Annotated in this window: 18 protein-coding genes; 12 read left to right on the top strand and 6 right to left on the bottom strand. The window is 57.7% G+C overall.

What is annotated here, in order from left to right; all coding sequences use genetic code 11:
- Positions 1-9: 9 nt before the first annotated feature.
- The 4 genes from mce to CHB97_RS11120 all read left to right on the top strand — a co-directional run bounded on the left by mce (position 10) and on the right by CHB97_RS11120 (position 3,409).
- Positions 10-414 carry a methylmalonyl-CoA epimerase gene (gene mce, locus CHB97_RS11135; RefSeq protein ID WP_089288028.1) on the top strand — a complete coding sequence of 135 codons (405 nt, stop codon included), beginning with the start codon at positions 10-12 and terminating at the stop codon, positions 412-414.
- Positions 415-426: 12 nt separating this feature from the next.
- Positions 427-672: a DUF1467 family protein gene (locus CHB97_RS11130; protein ID WP_089288027.1), complete on the top strand. Its 246-nt coding sequence runs from the start codon at positions 427-429 to the stop codon at positions 670-672.
- A gap of 208 nt (positions 673-880) precedes the next feature.
- Positions 881-2,698, top strand: a complete 1,818-nt coding sequence (locus CHB97_RS11125; RefSeq protein WP_089288026.1) for a sulfatase-like hydrolase/transferase — start codon at positions 881-883, stop codon at positions 2,696-2,698.
- 144 nt (positions 2,699-2,842) lie between these two features.
- On the top strand, positions 2,843-3,409 hold the full coding sequence (locus tag CHB97_RS11120; protein ID WP_089288025.1) for a DNA-3-methyladenine glycosylase I: 567 nt from the start codon (positions 2,843-2,845) through the stop codon (positions 3,407-3,409).
- A gap of 371 nt (positions 3,410-3,780) precedes the next feature.
- On the opposite strand, the gene CHB97_RS11115 is transcribed toward CHB97_RS11120, so the two are convergent.
- Positions 3,781-5,076, bottom strand: coding sequence for an NCS2 family permease (locus CHB97_RS11115; RefSeq protein ID WP_089288024.1), 1,296 nt, complete (start codon positions 5,074-5,076; stop codon positions 3,781-3,783).
- Between the two features lie 81 nt (positions 5,077-5,157).
- On the opposite strand from CHB97_RS11115, the gene CHB97_RS11110 reads away from it, so the two are divergent.
- Both CHB97_RS11110 and ade read left to right on the top strand, forming a co-directional pair.
- Entirely contained in the window at positions 5,158-5,568 is a 411-nt protein-coding gene (locus tag CHB97_RS11110) for a hypothetical protein (protein WP_089288023.1), read from the top strand.
- A gap of 79 nt (positions 5,569-5,647) precedes the next feature.
- Positions 5,648-7,363, top strand: a complete 1,716-nt coding sequence (ade, locus tag CHB97_RS11105; protein ID WP_089288022.1) for an adenine deaminase — start codon at positions 5,648-5,650, stop codon at positions 7,361-7,363.
- Positions 7,364-7,437: 74 nt separating this feature from the next.
- Here the strand turns inward: ade and CHB97_RS11100 are convergent, their stop codons facing one another.
- A complete protein-coding gene (locus CHB97_RS11100) occupies positions 7,438-7,836 on the bottom strand; it encodes a type II toxin-antitoxin system VapC family toxin (RefSeq protein ID WP_089288021.1) in 399 nt (132 codons plus the stop codon).
- Complete coding sequence (locus CHB97_RS11095; RefSeq protein ID WP_089288020.1) at positions 7,829-8,056, bottom strand: AbrB/MazE/SpoVT family DNA-binding domain-containing protein; 228 nt, start codon at positions 8,054-8,056, stop codon at positions 7,829-7,831. The genes CHB97_RS11100 and CHB97_RS11095 overlap by 8 nt, the downstream gene beginning before the upstream one ends.
- A 188-nt stretch (positions 8,057-8,244) precedes the next feature.
- On the opposite strand from CHB97_RS11095, the gene proS reads away from it, so the two are divergent.
- From proS to CHB97_RS11065, 6 genes are all read left to right on the top strand, one after another.
- A complete protein-coding gene (gene proS / locus CHB97_RS11090; protein ID WP_089288019.1) occupies positions 8,245-9,558 on the top strand; it encodes a proline--tRNA ligase in 1,314 nt (437 codons plus the stop codon).
- Positions 9,559-9,643: 85 nt separating this feature from the next.
- Positions 9,644-10,072: a hypothetical protein gene (locus CHB97_RS11085; RefSeq protein ID WP_089288018.1), complete on the top strand. Its 429-nt coding sequence runs from the start codon at positions 9,644-9,646 to the stop codon at positions 10,070-10,072.
- 114 nt (positions 10,073-10,186) lie between these two features.
- Positions 10,187-11,536 (top strand): histidine--tRNA ligase, encoded by a 1,350-nt coding sequence (gene hisS, locus CHB97_RS11080; RefSeq protein ID WP_089288017.1) that lies wholly within the window; start codon positions 10,187-10,189, stop codon positions 11,534-11,536.
- Between the two features lie 252 nt (positions 11,537-11,788).
- Complete coding sequence (locus CHB97_RS11075) at positions 11,789-12,916, top strand: helix-turn-helix transcriptional regulator (protein ID WP_089288016.1); 1,128 nt, start codon at positions 11,789-11,791, stop codon at positions 12,914-12,916.
- 188 nt (positions 12,917-13,104) lie between these two features.
- On the top strand, positions 13,105-14,328 hold the full coding sequence (locus CHB97_RS11070; RefSeq protein ID WP_089288015.1) for a serine hydrolase: 1,224 nt from the start codon (positions 13,105-13,107) through the stop codon (positions 14,326-14,328).
- Positions 14,329-14,435: 107 nt separating this feature from the next.
- Positions 14,436-16,649, top strand: a complete 2,214-nt coding sequence (locus tag CHB97_RS11065; protein WP_089288014.1) for a TonB-dependent receptor — start codon at positions 14,436-14,438, stop codon at positions 16,647-16,649.
- 275 nt (positions 16,650-16,924) lie between these two features.
- Here the strand turns inward: CHB97_RS11065 and CHB97_RS11060 are convergent, their stop codons facing one another.
- The 3 genes from CHB97_RS11060 to CHB97_RS11055 form a co-directional block, all read right to left on the bottom strand.
- Complete coding sequence (locus CHB97_RS11060) at positions 16,925-17,215, bottom strand: XRE family transcriptional regulator (RefSeq protein WP_089288013.1); 291 nt, start codon at positions 17,213-17,215, stop codon at positions 16,925-16,927.
- Positions 17,216-17,369: 154 nt separating this feature from the next.
- Entirely contained in the window at positions 17,370-18,272 is a 903-nt protein-coding gene (locus tag CHB97_RS25915; RefSeq protein WP_143270843.1) for a hypothetical protein, read from the bottom strand.
- Between the two features lie 16 nt (positions 18,273-18,288).
- Positions 18,289-19,569 (bottom strand): AAA family ATPase, encoded by a 1,281-nt coding sequence (locus CHB97_RS11055; protein WP_089288012.1) that lies wholly within the window; start codon positions 19,567-19,569, stop codon positions 18,289-18,291.
- Between the last annotated feature and the right edge of the window lie 2 nt (positions 19,570-19,571).

Genomic DNA, 19,571 nt, shown 5'->3' with positions numbered 1-19,571 from the left:
GGGGAAGAAATGATCGGTCGTTTGAACCATGTCGCCATTGTGGTGCCCGATCTGGCGGCGGCCACCGCCACCTATCGGGATACGTTGGGGGCCAAGGTCAGCGCGGCACTGCACCTGCCGGACCATGGCGTGACCACGGTGTTCGTGGAACTGCCCAACACCAAGATTGAATTGCTGCACCCGTTCGGGGAGGGCAGCCCCATTGCCAAGTTCCTGGCCAGCAACCCGTCCGGTGGCATTCACCATGTCTGTTATGAGGTGGAGGATATTCTGGCTGCCCGCGACAAGCTGAAGGCCGACGGGTTGCGCGTGCTGGGGGATGGGGAGCCGAAGATCGGGGCCCATGGCAAACCTGTGCTGTTTCTGCACCCGAAGGATCTCTACGGCACCCTGGTTGAAATCGAACAGGTCTGATGGGGGCACGCGATGGGCTGGGCGACCTGGGCGGCGATCTATTTCACGGTCTGGTGGACGGTTCTGTTCGCCGTGCTGCCGTTCGGCGTGAAGCGCGAGGCGGCTGAACAGGTGGGGCACCAGCCCGGTGCCCCCGCCAACCCGCTGTTGATCAAGAAATTTATCTGGACCAGCCTGATCTCCGCCCTTCTGGTGCTGGCCGCCTGGTCCACCAGTTATTTCGGCTGGATCGACTGGCGGGCGCTGCTGCGCGAGTAACGCTGTGCCCGATTCGCGGCATTTCTATCGTCTTTTGCTACCTTGAGGGGTGGGGTGCGTCTGCAGAGGGTACGGCGCGCCCGCTCTCGTCATTTCCGTACTTTGAGCGTAGATCATTGATTTTTATCGCGTAAAATTCTGCGACAGAAATATTGCAACCCAATTGGGTTGGGAAATATAATTTTTTCCATCAAAAACTGAAAATGTGATGGATAGCAACCAGGAGTCGTGGCCACATATCAACCTGTCGCTGCACAGGAGGTTTTCCATGACGACGCGTCCCAATATCATCTTCATCACCGTCGACGAACTTCGCTTTCCGATGAATTTCCCGAATGGTGTCGTGAACGCTGATGAGTTCATGCGCCGCTTCATGCCTAACACCTTTGAGTTCCTTTGGAATAAAGGTGTAAAATTTTATAATCATCAGATTGCCGCCTGCGACTGTACCCCTTCGCGTGGTGCCTTCGTCACCGGTCTTTATTCTCATCAAACCTACATGATGTTGACACGTGCCAATAAGACGGGCACGGATCTTCCAGCGCCGCAGCCTTCGTTGAATACGGCTTTCCCCACCTATGGTAAGTTGTTGCGCCAGCGCGGCTACCGCACGCCGTACATCGGCAAATGGCATCTCAGCGACGCGCCCCTGGTGCTGAATGCGCCACTGGATTATCTCAATGCCTATGGATTTGAAGGGCTGACGACGCCCGATCCCATTGGGATGCCGGGGGAAGGGCTGGGCGGGCGTCCGCCGGCCATCGCCCATGGTTCGGTCATTCCCAACGATGCCTATATTGCGGCCCAGGCCATCGCCTGGATCGAACAGAATGCCCGGAAAGAGCAGGTTACGGGTAAGGAGCTGCCTCCCTTCTGTCTCTCCGTCGGCTTCGTCAATCCGCACGACAAGCAGTTCTTCTGGGGTGGCATTGAATGGCAGCGCTATTCTGCCCTATTTGATCAGGCGGATCAGAAGCCGAAGCCAAAGCCGATGCAACCGTGGAACACCACGGTGCTGGAACAATGTTTTCCGCCGGAATTGGGCTATGGTGTTCCCGATAATTGGGAAACCAGTGAAGAGCTGGCGAAGAAGCCCAAGCTGCAGACCTATTTCCAATCCTTCACCAACTGCTGGGTCGGCGGTATCAGTGAAGACCCAGCCGAGAAGAAATTCCGCCTGGAGCCTTCCAAGTTACAAGACCAGTATCAGGCGTTGGCACCGTTCCATTACTGGGCCAAGTGCCAGGACATGTATACGCAGGCCATCCGGGAGGTTGACCGCCAGATTGGTCAGTTCCTCTGCAACATCCCGGAAGATGTGGTGAAGGAGACGGTCTTCGTCTTCATGTCCGACCATGGCGAATATGCCGGTTCCCACGGGTTGCAGGGCAAGGGTGCGGCTGTCTATCGGGAAAGTGTGCAGGTGCCGCTGATCGTGGCCGACTATTCCGGCCGCTTTACCGCGGCCACGGACATTCCCCGCCAGCAATTGACCAGCACGGTTGATATCCTGCCGCTGTTCCTGTCGCTGGCGGATGATGGCAATGGCTGGAAGAATGATCCTTGGCTGAATGATCTGTATGGCCACCGGGCCGATCTGCTTGCCATTCTGCGCGACCCAGCGGCCCCCGGTCGGCAGTTCGCCGTGACGGCGACGGATGAGAGCTTCCCCTTGAATGGTGTGCCGGTGCCAGAACATGTGCTGGGCGCCATCGGGCCGGCGGGAAAGCTGGGCGCCTATTCGATTTGGAAGGATGCGTCACAGGAGATCGTCACGGATTCGTTGGAGTATGAATATTACAACTACGCGACCCCGCGCGGCCTGCTGGAGCTGGACAGCACACCAGATACGGCAGAAGCCGACGCCATGAAGGAAGTGCTGTTCAAGGAGCTGATCCCGAATGAGCTGCAAAAGCCGCTGCCGCCGGACCTGCGGGCCGCCCAGCGGGAGGCCGAGCAGGCTTATTGGGCCTATATCGATAATCTCCAGAACCGTCGGGAACTGCCGACGGTGTTTAACGGCTGATCCGGTATAGTTGTTGCTGTGCCCGGCCATTCCCGAGGATGGTCGGGCATTTTATTGCGTACAAAACATGAACATTTTTGGCGACATGGCTGCGTGACTGGGTTACGCTGCGGCACCATCTCAGCAAATGCAGGAACTGCCGCCATGTCCGGCTATTGCGATATTGCCCCCGGCCACGAATGGCACGGCCCTTATCACGACCATGAATATGGCCAGCCCCTGACCGGGGAAGCGGAGCTGTTTGAACGGCTGATCCTTGAGATCAATCAGGCCGGCCTGTCCTGGCTGACCATTCTGAAAAAGCGGGAGAGCTTCCGCGCCGCCTATGATCAGTTCAATGTCGACAAGGTGGCTGCCTATGGGGAGGCGGATGTTGCCCGTCTGCTGGCCGATCCCGGCATCATCCGCAACCGGCTGAAGGTACAGGCTGCCATCCATAATGCCCAGGTGATCCAGCGCCTGCGCGACAGCCATGGCGGGTTCCATGGCTGGATCGCTGCCCATCATCCCCGCGCCAAGGCGGATTGGGTGAAGCTGTTCGCCAAGACTTTCCGTTTCACCGGTGGGGAGATCGTGGGCGAGTTCCTCATGAGCATTGGCTACCTGCCCGGTGCCCACCGGCCGGATTGCCCGGCGCATCTGCGCCTGACGAATCAGGAAATCCCCTGGATCACGGCTCAACAGGCGGGTTTTGCCGGATATGCCGCTTAATAAAGCGGCATTTTTCTGCCCCTGCCTATGCAGTTGCCAAGTGTTTATGCAAAACGGGCAAAAAATGTACAAACAAAAAGGCAAGCCGAATTTTCGGCTTGCCTTCGATCAGTAAAAAGAAAAAACTAAATCTTGTCGAGCGGGGTTGGATCCCTTCTTGACACGCCTGGTGGCGATTCCTCCCTAAACTCAGGCCGCGCTGCCTTTCGGCGCGGTCTTTCTTTTTGTGGGGTGGAGTATAGAGGCGCTCTTCCCGCCCGTCCATCCCCAAAATCATATTTTGTCAAAAAAACGCACAAAAAAGGTGCGAGCCTTGATCGTGGCAGCACCACTGACAGGGGTATACCGTATCAGGGGCGCCGCAACCGATTTCAGCCCAGCAGGACGAATTTCGCAAGGAAAAGAGCCGCTAAGCCGATTACCACCGGCCCCGCCTCCCGCCACTTCCCCGCGAGGATCTTGATGCCAGCATAGGCGATAAAGCCGAAGCCTATTCCGTGTGCAATTGAGTAAGTAAGTGGCATTGTTAGCGCTGACACGACGGCGGGTGCATATTCCGTAACCTCTTCCCAGTCGATTTCCGTCAAGCCGCGGGCCATGACGCAGGCTATATAGAGCAGGGCAGGGGCGGTGGCATAAGTGGGTATGTTGGCGGCGAGTGGTGCCAGGAACAGGCAGGCCAGGAACAGCAGCGCCACGGTCACTGCCGTCAGTCCGGTACGCCCGCCGACATTGGTGCCCGCCGCGCTCTCAATGTAAGAGGTGACGGTGGAGGTGCCGAGGGCGGCCCCCACGGTGGTGGCCGCCGCATCAGCAAACAGGGCGCGTTTCAGCCGGGGCAGGCGGCCCTGTTCATCCAGCAGGCCCGCCCGATGGGCCACGCCCACCAGCGTGCCGGCCGTATCGAACAGATCAACAAAGAAGAAGGCGAAGACCACGGTGATCAGGCCGATATTCAAGGCCCCCTTGATATCCATGGCCAGCAGGGTGGGGGTTGGGTCTGGCGGCAGCGAGAAGATCTGGCCGCTGAAGGGCGTCACCCCCAACGCCATGCCCAGCCCGGCCACCGCCAGAATGGTGATGATCACCGCCCCGGTCACCCGCCGTGCCACCAGGGCGCAGAGCAGCAGGAACCCGACAGCGGCCAGAATGGCTGGCGGCTTCGACATGTCACCCAAGGTCACCAGCGTCACGGGATGCGCCTTGATGATGCCGGCATTTTCCAGCGCAATGATGGCCAGGAACAGGCCGATCCCGGCAGAGATGGCCAGCTTCAGGCTTTTGGGGATGGCGTTCACCACCGCCTCCCGCACCGGCAGCACGGAGAGGATGATGAACAGGATGCCGGAAATGAACACGGCCCCCAGCGCCACCTGCCAGCTGTAGCCCATCTGCCCGACGACGGTGAACGCGAAATAGGCGTTCAGCCCCATGCCGGGTGCCTGGGCGATGGGGTAATTGGCATAAAGCCCCATAATGGCCGAGCCGATGGCGGCGGCGACACAGGTGGCCACGAACACAGCCCCCTGATCCATCCCCGCCGCCGCCAGTACCTGTGGGTTGACGAAGATAATGTAGGCCATGGTTAAAAAGGTGGTGAATCCGGCCAGCAGCTCGGTGCGGACATCGCTGCCCAACGCCTTCAGTTTGAAGTAGGATTCCAGCAAGGTTTCGGCTCCCCAGGGCAGACGGGAAAAGGCGGGATGGATATGCCAGTATTCAACGGAAAATCATGGGGCGCCATAGGTTTGCTGCTGTGCAGCATGCTGGCAGCCCCGGCTTTGGCCCAAACCCCGCCGCAGCCAGCGCCCGGCCGCGAACCCACCATCCGCATTGATCCCGCCGCCTGCCAATGGGTGACGCGCCATCACCCGTCCGCCGATGTGGAGTACAAGCCGGGGGTGGATGTGAATGGGAATGCGGTGGCCCCGGCCGATCTGCCGGGCAGCGGGAGCATCGACCTGCCCCAGGATATCAATATCGCCATTACGGTGAACACGGCCAAGCGCTTAGGTATCCCCGCCAATGACCTCTATAAGGGGGAGGTGCAGGTGGGCATGGTGACGGTGCGCGGCAATCAGGTGCTGTTCAACGGCAAACCCATCCAGCCGGAGGCCGAACAGGAACTGCTGGTCCTGTGTCGGGAGAAGGGGCAGTAACACCGGCTTGTTGCGCCGCATAGCCGGTTCGGCGCAGGATAGGGCATCATTATCGCCCGTACCCGCCGGAGTAGGCTTCATGGACCGCGCCACTGCCAAGACCATCCTGAAACAGCGCATTGATCAGGCCATGGGCCGGTCGCGCGCCGATCTGGTGATCAAGAATGTGCGGCTGCTGAATGTGGCGACGGGTACCATTGCCGAAACCGATATTGCCATCTGCAGCGATACCATCGTCGGCACCTATGACCGCTATGACGGCTTGGTGGAAATCGATGGCAAGGGCCGCTTCGCCGTACCCGGCTTTATCGATACCCATGTGCATTGTGAAAGCACGCTGGTGGCCCCCAGCGAATTTGACCGCTGCGTCCTGCCGCGTGGCACCACCACGGCCATTTGCGACCCGCATGAAATCTGCAATGTGCTGGGGGAGACGGGGCTTAAATATTTCCTCGACAGCTCCCTGTCGACGGCGATGGATTTGCGGGTGCAGCTATCGTCCTGCGTGCCGGCCACGCATCTGGAAACGGCGGGCGCGCGGCTGAGTGCCGACGATCTGGCCCGCCATCGCCACCATCCCAAGGTGATCGGTCTGGCGGAGTTCATGAACTTCCCCGGCGTGCTGTGGAAGGATGAGGAGACGCTGGACAAGCTGGCGGAATTCTATGGCGCGCATATTGATGGCCATTCCCCGCTGGTGACGGGCAAGGAATTGAACGCCTATCTCTCCTGCGGTATCCGCAACTGCCATGAATGTACCAGTCAGGCGGAGGCACGGGAGAAGATTGCCAAAGGGATGCAGGTGCTGATCCGCGATGGCTCCGTCTCCAAGGATGTGGATTCGCTGGCGGGGCTGATTGATCCGCTGACCAGTCCTTTCCTGGCCTTCTGCACCGATGACCGCAACCCGCTGGATATTGCCGAGGAAGGGCACCTGGATCACCTGATCCGCCGGGCCATTGGGCATGGGGCCGATATTGCCGCCACATACCGCACGGCCACCTGGTCGGCAGCGCGCGGCTTTGGCCTGAAGGATCGCGGGCTGGTGGCACCGGGATATCTGGCGGATATCGTGCTGCTGGACGATCTGGCGCAATGCACGGTCAGCCAGGTGATCCGCGCCGGCAAGCCGGTGAATGCTGAGACTTTTGCCGGTCGCCGTTCCCCGCCGCCGGTGGGGTTGGGGTCGATCAAGCGGGCGCGGATTGTTGCCGAAGACTTGGCTATCCCCGCGAGCAGCCCCGGCACGCCGGTGATCGGCGTGCTGCCCAACAAGATCATTACCGAGGCGTTGCAGGCCTCTGTGCCCTATCGCGGTGGTCGCCGCCATGCCGATCCGGAGAATGACATTCTGAAGATCGTGGTGGTGGAACGCCACGGCTTCACCCGCAATATCGGCAAGGGCTTTGTGAAGGGCTTCGGCATCCAGTCCGGGGCGCTGGCCAGTTCCGTCGGCCATGACAGCCATAATATCTGTGCCGTCGGCTCCAGCGACGCCGACATGGTGGTGGCCATCAACCGGCTGATCGAAATCGGCGGCGGCTTCGTGGCGGTGAAGGATGGGGCCGTGGTCGGCGAACTGGCCTTGCCGGTGGCGGGATTGATGAGCCTGAAACCGTTCGAGAATGTGGAACATGAGTTGGAAGCCCTGCGGGCGTCGGTAAGGGCGCTGGGCTGCCCCCTGGCGGAACCCTTCCTGCAACTGGCCTTCCTGCCCCTGCCGGTGATCCCGCACCTGAAGATCACTGATATGGGGCTGGTGGATGTGGATAAGTTTGAACTGGTGGCGGCGTGATGAAAGACTGGCTGATCAACTTTGGCAAGTGAATAGGGTTGCCCCGACCTTTGCAAGACCGGACGGGCCGCGTGCTACCGGTTGCGGATATCGGTGATCGCCAATCCCACCTGATCGGCGATCCGAACCCATGCCGCATCGGCGGTCAATACCGCCAGACCCGAGGCCAAGCCCAAGGCGAGGCACGCCCGATCCCCCAGGGACAGGCCGGCTTGTCGTGAAACTGAGCGCAAACGTCCTGCAGCCTCCGCCTGGGCGATATTGAAGTCCACCACTTCAAATCCCAATGAACGAACGGCATTTGCCGCCACGTCATGCGGCCAGCCGTCATCGCTCAGCTTACCAAGCACTTCTGCGTAATTGACGGTGCTCATCATTGAATCGGGAAGGGCGGCTGCCACAAGGGGGGCCCCGGGCTCATTCTTGATCAGGGCCAGCAGGGCGGAGGCGTCAAGAACCACCCGATTACTCATTGGCTGCTTCCCGGCGACGATCAGCGATCAGTTCATCCGCCAGACTGCTGCCAGGGGTGCCGAATTGTCGGGCCAGCGCCTGGACGCGGGCCACGGCTGTATCCACCGTCTCCATGATAAGGCGGCCGTCCTCCACTCGCAGGATAACCCGCCCCCCCTTATCCAGGCCCATCGCACGGCGCATATCCAGCGGCACGACCAGCCGGCCATTTTCTGCCATGGATGTTGTTTTTGCTTCCGATGTCATCATCCGGCTCCAGTGCCATTTAATTTGATGATGGCTTTTGTGGCGGGTTAAGACAAGTGATCCCAAATGCGTCTGCTCGTATCCACCTTGCCGCCGCGCGCTTGTGCGCCTAAAGTCCGGCCTTCCGAACGACCTTCATTCCAGCCCTTGAGTTCGCCACCATGCGCATGTCCACCTATTTCCTGCCCACGCTGAAGGAAACGCCGTCTGAGGCGCAGATTGTCAGCCATCGTCTGATGCTGCGCGCCGGCATGATCCGGCAGACCTCTGCCGGTATCTATGCCTGGCTGCCGCTGGGCTGGAAGGTGCTGCAGAAGGTGGCGCAGATCGTGCGGGAGGAGCAGGACCGCGCCGGGGCGCAGGAACTGCTGATGCCGACCATTCAGTCGGCGGAACTGTGGAAGCAGTCGGGCCGGTATGAGGCCTATGGCAAGGAGATGCTGCGCATCACCGACCGGCATGACCGCGAGATGCTGTTCGGCCCCACGAATGAGGAGATGATCACCGATATCGTCAAGACCTTCGTGAAGTCCTACAAGGATCTGCCGAAGAACCTGTACCATATCCAGTGGAAATTCCGCGACGAGGTGCGTCCCCGCTTCGGCGTGATGCGCGGCCGCGAATTCCTGATGAAGGACAATTACTCCTTCGATCTGGATGCCGAAGGCGCGCGCCTGTCCTATCGCCGGATGTTCCTGGCCTACCTGCGCACCTTCGCCCGCATGGGCATCAAGGCCATTCCGATGCGTGCCGATACCGGCCCCATCGGTGGTGATCTGTCCCACGAATTCATCATCCTGGCGGAAACCGGTGAAAGCCAGGTCTTCTGCGACAAACAGTGGCTGGAATTGGATGTGCTGGCCGATAACCCGGACGCCAATGGCGATCTGAAGGATTTCTTCGCCAAATACACCTCCGTCTATGCCGCGACGGAAGAAATGCACGACGCCGCCAACTGCCCGGTCCCGGCTGAGCAGCTGGAAACCGCGCGCGGCATCGAAGTCGGCCATATCTTCTATTTCGGCACCAAATATTCCGCCCCCATGGGTGCCGTCGTCACCGGGCCGGATGGCCAGCCGGTGACGGTGGAGATGGGTTCCTATGGTATCGGCGTTTCCCGCGTCGTCGCGGCCCTGATCGAGGCCAGCCATGACGATGCCGGCATCATCTGGCCGGATCAGGTGGCCCCGTTCAAGGTGGCGCTGATCAACCTGAAGGCCGATGACGAGGCCTGCCGCAGCACCTGCGATGACCTCTATGCCAAGCTGAACGCGGCGGGCGTTGAGGTGATCTATGATGACCGTAACGAGCGTCCGGGTGCCAAGTTCGCCGATATGGACCTGATCGGCATTCCCTGGCAGCTGACCGTCGGCCCGCGCGGCCTGAAGGCCGGCACGGTTGAACTGAAGCGCCGCGCCAGTGGCGAGAAGCTGGAACTGCCGCTGGAAGAAGCGCTGGCCAAACTGATGGGCTGACATTGAGCATGACCAGCGGGGCGCCTGATTTGGCGCCCCGCTGATGTTGCGGGCCGTGCCCGTCCGGTATTGTTGAGTATTTATAATGTTTTGTGTCGGGCATGGTGATGGCTACATCACTTTCGCCAAGCAGGGGCCGGTTTTGATTGCTCGTCTATGCTTGGATGCGTCATCCCGTGACATTGTTGTCGCCTTCAAAATTGCCCAGAAACGCGGATGGTTGTCGCCAGAGCATTCTCTGCTTGTCGATTTACGCCGTTTCATCGGTTCGGTCGATTGGGCTTGTATTCGGGAACTGCGTGCGTTAGCGCCCTGGATCGATAAGCCCAGCAATCGCAACTGCTGCGCCTATCTTCTGGAGGCCGGCGATATGCGGAACTATCTGATCAGTGTTGTCTCCGCGCTTTATCCAGCGGTTCACCATCGCAGTTTTACGCAGGAGACAGCCGCCTGGGATTGGCTGGCGGATCAGGCTGCATCAGATGAACCATCATCATGCCGGCGCCGGGCCTGATTTTCAGAAGTGCCATCGCCAGCAGGCAGGCTGATCAGACCAGAACAAGACTGGTGGTGGGGCGTGACAGCGGCTAAAACCGCAGGCGCTTTTCCTTATCGCTGGATTGTTCCGATGGCCCTGATCACCCCCCGCACCCCGCCCGGCACGATGGAACTGCTGCCGCGCCGGCAGATCACCTTCCAGCGGATGCTGGACACCATCCGCCGCACTTATGAGCGGTTCGGCTTTCTGCCGCTGGAAACCCCGGTGTTCGAAGTGGCGGATGTGCTGCTGTCCAAATCCGGCGGGGAGACGGAAAAGCAGGTCTATTTCGTGCAGTCCACCGGGGCCATTGAACAGGGTCACAAGCCTGATCTGGCGCTGCGCTTTGACCTGACGGTGCCAACCGCCCGCTATGTCGCCCAGCATGAGCGGGAACTGGCCTTCCCCTTCCGCCGCTATCAGATGCAGCGCGTCTATCGCGGCGAGCGGGCGCAGAAGGGGCGGTATCGGGAATTTTATCAGTGCGATATCGATGTGATCGGCAAGGACAGCCTGTCGGTTGTCTATGATGCGGAAATGCCGGCGGTGATCTATGCCGTGTTCACCGAACTGGCGGTGGGGCCGTTCCAGATCAATTTCAACAACCGCAAGATCCTGCTGGGCATGTTCGAGGCGCTGGGCATCACCGATCCCGGCGTGCGGGTGCTGGTGCTGCGGCAGGTGGACAAGCTGGACAAGCTGTCGCGCGAGGAGGTGCTGAGCCTGCTGCAGGGCGATGGCATCGGCCTGTCGGCGGAGAATGCTGGCCGCGTGCTGGACATGATCGGCTTCTCCGGCCCGGCGGCGGATACGCTGGCCCATCTGGACCGGCTGGGGCTGGATAATGCCACCTTCCTGGAAGGTGTCGGCGAACTGCGCCAGGTGGTGGGCGCGCTCACAGCGTTCGGCGTGCCGGAAACGCATTGGCGGGTCAATCTCGCCATCGCCCGTGGCCTGGATTACTATACCGGTACGGTGTACGAGACGTTCCTGACCGATCATCCGGGCCTGGGGTCGGTCTGTTCCGGCGGGCGGTATGAGAATCTGGCCGGGCTTTACACCAAATCCAAGCTGCCGGGCGTGGGGATCTCCATCGGGCTGACGCGCCTGTTCTATGCGTTGGAACAGGCGGGCATTGTGGCCGATGGTCCGTCCACCGTGCAGGCCCTTGTGACGCAGTTTGATGCTGACCTGCTGCCCGACTATCTGGCCATCGGGGCGGAATTGCGGGCCGCCGGCATCAATACCGAAATCCAGCTGGAACCGGCCAAGCCCAAGAAGCAGTTCACCTACGCCGACAAGGCCGGCATCCGCTATGCCATCATCATGGGCACGGATGAAAAGGCCAAGGGCGAGGTGCTGGTGAAGGACATGGTTTCCGGCGAACAGGCCAGCGTGCCGCGCGCCGATCTGGCTGGCTGGCTGAAGCGGGCCGTCTGAGCCCAAGGGGGCGGGGCGGCCGACGGGAAGGCCGCCCCAGCCCAGCCTCCTTGTGAAAGAAGTCGCAGCCTCCCATCCTTCTGAAGAAGCCCTCCCAGCACTGCATTATTATGATACAGTACTGTTATGCCGCCATGGCGACCTTGGCCGGTAAAGGGCGATAATGTCCTGATCACCCTCCTGGGACGGGCCGACCATCGGCACGGGTATCAAAAATGCTGCCCGATAAAGAAAAATACAGGGGAGGGTGATATGCAGGAGATGTTGCTGAATATCTATGCGTGTCCATCAGCGCCAGACCGCTGGCGCACGGTGCTGGATCAGGTTTGTGATTTCATGTCGGTGCGCAGTGCCGTGATCCAGGTACTGGATTACAGGGGCGGGCGCTTCACCCCGGTATGGGATGTGCGGGATTCCTATTCCCACGCGCATCGGCACGAACATGACCGGGTGTTGAATAATGATGACAATCCCCGTCTGCGCATCCGCCCCAGCGGAGATGTTGCCGGCCAGGCGGTGGTGATGCGGGATGAGGATGCGTTTCCCCCCGGATCGCCGGAGCTGCGGGAGCTTAAGCAACGCTGCCAGATGTTGCAGTTGGGCAGCAATCTCTGCGGCCTTACAGAATTGTCGCCCGGTCGCTTTCTGGCTTTGGAACTGCACCGTTCTACCATGATGGATCAGCCTTTGGGAGCGGCGGAGGAGCAATTGACCAAGCAATTGCTGCCGCATCTGCGGCAGGCGATTGATCTGGGGGATCAGTTGCAATCCACCCGCCTGCAGGCCGATCTGCTGGCAGAGGCGGGGGAGGTGCTGGGGGCCGCCCTTGTGCTGTGTGACACGGCCGGCCGGATCATCTGGATGAACAGCCCCGCCCGCACCATCCTGCACCGCTCCCCGGCCATCCGGGAGATGGGGGGGTATATCCGGGCGGTGCAGCCGGCCGACGCCGGGTCGTTGCGGACCCTGCTGTCGCAGGCCGGGGCCGGTGGGCCGGTGCAATCCACGCAATTGACCCTGGGCCGGATGGACGGGGAAGGGGGGATGCAGGTCATGGCCACCGGCCTGCAAGCCGGCCCGATGCTGTGGGGGCGGGAAACATCGCGCACCGTGGCCCTGGTGTTGCGCGAACCGGGCCGCCCGATGAATATTTCCCCTGCTGCGGTGGCGGCCCTGTTTGGCATGTCCACAGCGGAAGCGCGGCTGACGGTCGGGCTCTGCGATGGGCTGTCGCTGCGTGATTATGCCCAGCAGCGCGGCATTACGGAGGGAACCGCCCGCATCCAGTTGAAGCGCGCCCTGGCCAAGACCGGCTCTCCCCGTCAGGCCGAACTGGTGCGGCGCGTCTGCACCTCCCTGGCGGTCAGCATGATGCAATAGGCGGGTGGGCGGCCGTTCAGAACGGCCGCCACCGATTTTCCGGAATATCATCGCGATAGTATCCCATATGGGAGCCGCGACCGATCCGTAACACCCCCAACAATACAGGCACCGAAGCAGGGCCGGCACGCTGGAAGCGCCGGCCCTGGCTTTCCGTCAAACCTGTTGCCGCCAATCAAGGGGGAGTTATGAGAGCTGGTCGAATTCTGCGTCGGGGTGCCGTGGCGCTGGCAGTCGCCTGTGTGCCTTACCTGGCCCTGGCCTATCCCGCACCGGCCCCGGACCCGTCGCTGCCGCCCTCCACCGTGCCCGGCCCGGTGCAGGATCTGCGGCGCAAGATGAATGATGCGGATGTCAACGCCCTGACATTCCATTCCATGGACCAGCTGTTCACCACCCGCACGGTGGCGCGGTCGGGTGCGGTTTGGGAACTGCCCAAGGCGGACCATCCGCTGGATCTCAGCTATTCCTACAAGGGCCAGCAATATACGGCGGAACAGTTCCTGGACCGCACCTACACCAACGCGCTGCTGGTGATGAAGGATGGGCGCATCGTCTCTGAAATCTACCGCAACAATACCAATCAGCAGACGCGCTTCATGGCCTGGTCGGTGACCAAATCCATCACGGCGATCCTGATCGGCTGTGCGGTGCAGGAAGGGCGCATCAAGTCGCTGGATGACCGCATCACCACCTATCTGCCCGAGCTGAAGGGCGGCGGCTATGATGGTGTCACCGTCCGGCAGATTTTGCAGATGCGTTCCGGCGTGGAGTACGAAGAACGCTACGACTTCGCCAATCCGGGGGCGGCCGCCCGCAACCATGAACAGGCGCTGGTGCGCAATGTCGTCCGCTTTGCCGATGCGGCGCGTACCATCAAGCGCCAGCACAAGCCGGGCGAGGTCTGGGCCTATAAGACAATTGATACGGCCGTGCTGGGCTGGCTGCTGGAACGGGTCAGCGGCGGCAGCACCGTTGCCGCCTATGCCGCCCAGCGCCTGTGGGAGCCGCTGGGGGCGGAGCGCGACGGATTCTTCATCATGGATGGCCAGCCCGGTGTGGGGCGCGAATTCAATGGGGCGGGTTTCAACGCCACGGCGCGGGATTTCGCCCGTATCGGCCAGATGATGCTGCAGGACGGGCAGGCGAACGGCCATCAGATCGTCTCCCCCGAATGGGTGCGCGAATCCACCAAGGCCACCGGCGGGCCGGGGCCGGGCTATGGCTATCAATGGTGGATTCCTAATGATCATGCCTTCCAGGCCATCGGGCTGCAGGGCCAGTATATCTTCGTCGACCGGGCGACCCGCACCGTTGTGGTGAAGCTCAGCTACTTCCCCAATGACGATATGGGCCCGCATGAGGAGACCAGCGCCTTCCTGGAGGCGGTGTCGGCCTGGAAACCGCGCTGAGCGGGAGGGTTTTGTCAAGCGGGGGCTGCTCCAGAAAGGAGCGCCCCTACGGGGCGAAAAGCCCAAATAAATCAAGATAAAATCAAGAAGACAGGGAGTGCGGGACCATGAAACGCATCAATGGAAAGGTTCTTGTTCTGGGTTTGCTGGCCACGACGGCCATCAATACCGGGGCGCTGGCGCAGACGGCGGCACCGGCCAGTGCCGAACCGGAAGCGTTCGCGCTGGAAGAAATTGTGGTGACCGCCCAGCGGCGGTCGGAAAACCTGCAAAAGGTGGCCATCGCCATCACGGCGCTGGACCCCGGGCAACTGGAGGCCAAGGCCGTTGTCCAGATGGCCGATCTGCAAAGTGCTTCGCCTTCCTTGTCCATCACCAATGCCGGGCAGACCCAGTCGGTGAATATCCGTGGCATCGGGCTGGCCAGTAACTCCCCCAATGCCACGGCCGGCGTTGCCACCTATGTCGACGGGCTGTTCCAGCCGCCCATCGTGCAGTTCAACAGCTTCTATGATCTGGCGGGGGTGGAGGTGCTGCGCGGGCCCCAGGGTACCCTGGTCGGGTCCAATTCCACCGGTGGGGCCATCTTCCTCACCTCCCGCAGTCCTGAACTGGGCAGCCGGAGCGGCTATGCCACCGCCTCCTATGGCACCGACAATAATTATGCGGTGGAGGCGGCCACCGGCGCGCCGATCAGCGACACCATGGCGCTGCGTGTCGCCGGCTTCATGCGGGGCCATGACAGCTATTACAAGGATACCGGCCCCTTCCATAACAAGGCCGGCAAGCTGGATGAAAAGGGCGGGCGTGTCGGGCTGCTGCACCAGACGGACGGTTTCCAGGCCCTGCTGAAGGTGCAGTTCAATGATATGCAGACGGGCGGCTATGCCTATCAGCCCATCCCCGGCACCTATTTCGCCTCCTATGCGCCGCGCGACCGCGACACCTTGAGCTTTGATACCCCGACCTCGCACCGCGAACGGGCCTTCATCACCAGCCTGGAACTGAAGAAGACCTTCGCCAACGATATCCTGCTGCGTTCGGTTTCTGGCTATCAGAGCAAGACCGTCAACAGCCTGGATGACATTGACGGTTCGCAGGCGCCGGCCCGTCTTGGGGGCGAAATCGTCTGGGACTATTACGCCAATGAAAAGCAATATAGCCAAGAATTGAACCTGATCTCCCCAGAGGAGGACCGGTTCAACTGGATCCTCGGCGGGTATTTCCAGCGCAATGATATTGATGTCCGTATCCACGAGACAGCGGGCGGCTTTCCCACCCACATCACGCCGCAGAACAAGCGCACCACCACCGGCCTGTTCGCCCAGGGCAATTATCGCCTGACCGAGAAGGTGGAGCTGCAACTGGGTGGGCGCTATTCCCACTATAAAACGGATGGCAAGGGCGATGTTGTCATTGGCGCCGGCATTCCAGGATTTCCCCCCGGTGGCCTGCCGGTGACCGACCTGTCGGGCTCCTATAAGGAGACGGTCTATACCGGCAAGGCCAATGTGAATTTCTATTTGGATGACGATAATCTGCTCTATGTCTTCGCCGCCCGTGGCTACAAGCCCGGCGGCTTCAATTCGACGGAATCGACCTTCAGCCCGGAAACCGTGTGGGATTACGAGGCGGGCTGGAAATCCACCCTGTTCGCCGGGCATATCCGTACCCAGTTGGCCGCCTTCTATAATGATTATTCGAACTTCCAGTTCGATATCCTGAATACGGCCACGGGTCAGGCCGGCATCGAGAATATCACCGACGCCACCATCAAGGGGTTTGAAGCCCAGGTGGAAGGCCAGTTTGGTGGCTTCAAATTCGATGGCGGGCTTTCCTTTGTGGATTCCGAACTCAAAGGCGGGGTCGGCTATGTCAATACACGGCCCTTGCCGCCCGGCACGCTGGGGGCGCAATGCCCGCCGGGTGCCCCCTCCGCCCCGCCCGTCTGCTTCAATTACACGCCCTTCCAGGCTGTGACCAAGGCGGGCCCCAACCTCTATTCCCCGCGTTGGAGCGGCAATATCGGCGCGCAATATACGTTCAAGCTGGATGAGCGGACCACCCTGGTGCCGCGCCTGAACTATGCCTATCTCGGCTCCCGCTACACCTATATCGGCTATTCGCCGATCTCCGACCGGTTGTCGGCCTATGGTCTGCTGTCTGGTCGCATCACGCTCAACCGGGATAGCTGGCGGGTGGAACTCTATGCCACCAACCTGACCGACAAATCCTATGTCTCCGGCATGGCCTCTTCCTCCAGCAACCAGTTCTATGGCCCCCCGCGGGAAGTCGGCATCCGCGTCGGGGTGGAGTTCTGAGACAGCCCGACCAGCCGCGTGACGCCGCCCCAACGATATCCTGCGCAACACTACGCAACAGATTTGCATGAAATGTTGCGCAGGGTCGCTCCCGGTTGGGCTGGTCTGCGCAACACTACGCAACAGTTTTCGACAAACTGTTGCGTAGGCGGGGCGCTGGGCTGTGGTGGGGGCCTTTCCGAGCTTGCGGGCATATTTATAGGAATATCGGCCCATTTATATCATGGGCAGGCGGCAATGGGTAGCCTTGCCGCCTCTGCCAACCTGAAAGAACCTCAGATCAATTCCACCCGGAGCCGTTTGCCAACAGCCTTGGCCGCCCGATCCAGCAGTTCCAGGGAGATGGCAACATTTTCCGGGTCTAGTACCCGGTTAACCTGTGTGCGGCTGGTTTCCATGGTCTGCGCCATGGCGGTTTTGGAGATATCGGCGGCATCGCGTGCCGCTTCCAGTTGATAGGCAATGACGCGCTTGATGGCGGCACCATAGACCTCTTCCTTGATGCCCTCGCTCTCAAGAAAAGACTCGAAGCTGTCACCCAGCGGATCATGGTTGGTGTCGATCATGGCCGTTTCCTTTTTCTTATAATCAGCCAGCCGGTCCCTGGCACGAATTATATCATCCGGTTGGCTGTCTTTTCCGGTCGCGCTAGGTAGCAAGACGGCGTTATCAGGTTGGCCAGTTCAATATCCCCGATCCACATGGTCAGGACCATATGGATTATGAGTCGATCCGCAAATTTTTAAACTGCTCTCTGTAGTGAAAATAAAGCTCGGATGTAGAATTTGATCTTAGGTCTTCGTTGAAAAGTTTTATAGCGTTAAGCATAAATAAATCTTTTCTTGTGTTTGGGATATTCAGTTTGTCCCGCATTATTTTGCAATAAATCATAAAATAGAACTCCATTAAAAAGTGACCACATACATCTTTATTATGAATAAGATTTTTAGCTTGAAAGTTTCGAGAGTTAACTATAGAGAACTTCAGATTTCTTCTCTCATCTTTGTATTTTTTGAACGCTAACTTATAATTGCAGAAAATGCCGATGTGTGACTCCACTATATATTTTCTAGGCTTTTCTCTGGGAATCAAGTGTATGCCAGCGCATAACAATACGTAATCCATGAACATTATTTTTCTTATAGAATTCTTTTCTTTTTCTAAAATTTTAGAATAAAAATTTATAATATCTGTTTTCTCATTTTGTTTTTGGGAAAAATGTGATAACTCTCTAAACATCTTGTCTGAGCTACACACATCATTTTCCCAACTATATCCCCAGGTTGTAATGCATCCAGAAATCTGTTTTCCAGACCAGAAATAATTATCGTAGTCCCTATCTGTTGCACAGACTACGCCAGTAATATTTTCTTCTAATATTTTTCTTGCCAACCGTCGAACAGTATAGCAACTGCCCAAAGCACGAAATTCTACCCTTTTACGAGGGGCGAATATTGAAAATAGGCCTTCCCAAAATTTTATGTCCATAGCCTCGTCGTTAAATTTCCCCGACATTGCTTCATCTAAAGAATAGCTATGCGTGCCTCCTTCAACAAAAACTATAATATCAACTTCCAAAAATTTATTTAAATTGCTTAAACCTTGTGGTGTTCGAATAAACATTGTAAAATCCTCCGAATCAGTTTTTCTTTAAAATGTCACGCATATTAAATATTTTGTTACTGAACCGCCCTACTATGTCGGGTGAATGTGTGGCACATATAATTTGGCAATTAGGGTTCAGAAGCAAGATATTGCCCATAAGCTCAGATTGCCATCGAACATGCAGAGATAACTCTGGTTCATCTGTAATATATACCCATGGTGTTGATTTCTGTAACAAGGCCTCTGACAGTAGGATCAGTAATTGTTTCTCCCCTGAGGATAATTCATATATGGATAGGTTTGCTTTAGAGCCGCGAGACTTACTTTTAGCATAAATCTCGTTTTTTTCATTGATTTTTAGTTCTTTTCCAGCAAGCATTTCGTTAACAACGTTTAGAAATTTGTCCCGGAAAGAAAAAATATTATTCTGCCTCTCTAATGAACGCCTCCAATCTTTCAGCACAGATTGAATTCTCAGCCTATTCGTTACTGATATAATGTCCTCAAGCTTCAAATCAGACTGACCTTGAGCCGATTTCAATTTATCAAAATGGCTGTTAATTTTCCTTGAATACTGATTTTCAGATATATGAAATTTTTTAAATATTTCGATGAGTGTATGACGCTCTGCATCCAAGTCAACATTTCTTACAGAACTCCGTAAATCATCTGAATGTGGCTCCATCAGAAGAGACAGAAAAATAATTTCCTGAAATTTTGTCATTTCCTCATTTGAGAGTTTTTCCAGTGAACTAAAATAACGCACCAAATTTTCAGAAATCTCGCTTATCTTTTTGTCTACACTATTTTCAAATGATTTATCATCTATGTTCCTTTGCATTGATGTTCTGTTAATGGTGAGCCAAGTCGTATTTATAAGTTCATATATTTTTTCATTAACCAAATATTGGTGCCGGCGAAAATTTTTTCTATATAATTCTGGAGGATAGTGACGCATAATACGGTCATCCTCAATTAATTTATTTAAATTAAAATCAATTAGATCAGAGTTATCTGATAGCTGTATTTGAAAATTAATAGAAGTATATGGCTCCATTTCTTTATTGTTTTTTGAGACAATTATCTTTGGAGAATTTTTTGAATCCTTTCTTTTTAAGTAAATAGTGATTTTTGAAAATTCAAGCCTGTCCAGTGTGGCAAAGTCGGAATTAAGTGATGCCGCTACCATATTTATAAAGTTAGTTTTTCCGCTGCCATTTTCCCCAATAAAAAAATTCACATCAGAGTGCAGATCAACATCTATACTCCATTCATTCCAAAAACCTTCCACCTGGACGCGATCAATGTAATGCATAA

The sequence above is a fragment of the Azospirillum sp. RU38E genome (assembly GCF_900188385.1).
In the GTDB taxonomy this organism is placed as follows: domain Bacteria; phylum Pseudomonadota; class Alphaproteobacteria; order Azospirillales; family Azospirillaceae; genus Niveispirillum.
This window is presented reverse-complemented; position numbering and strand designations above follow the sequence as displayed.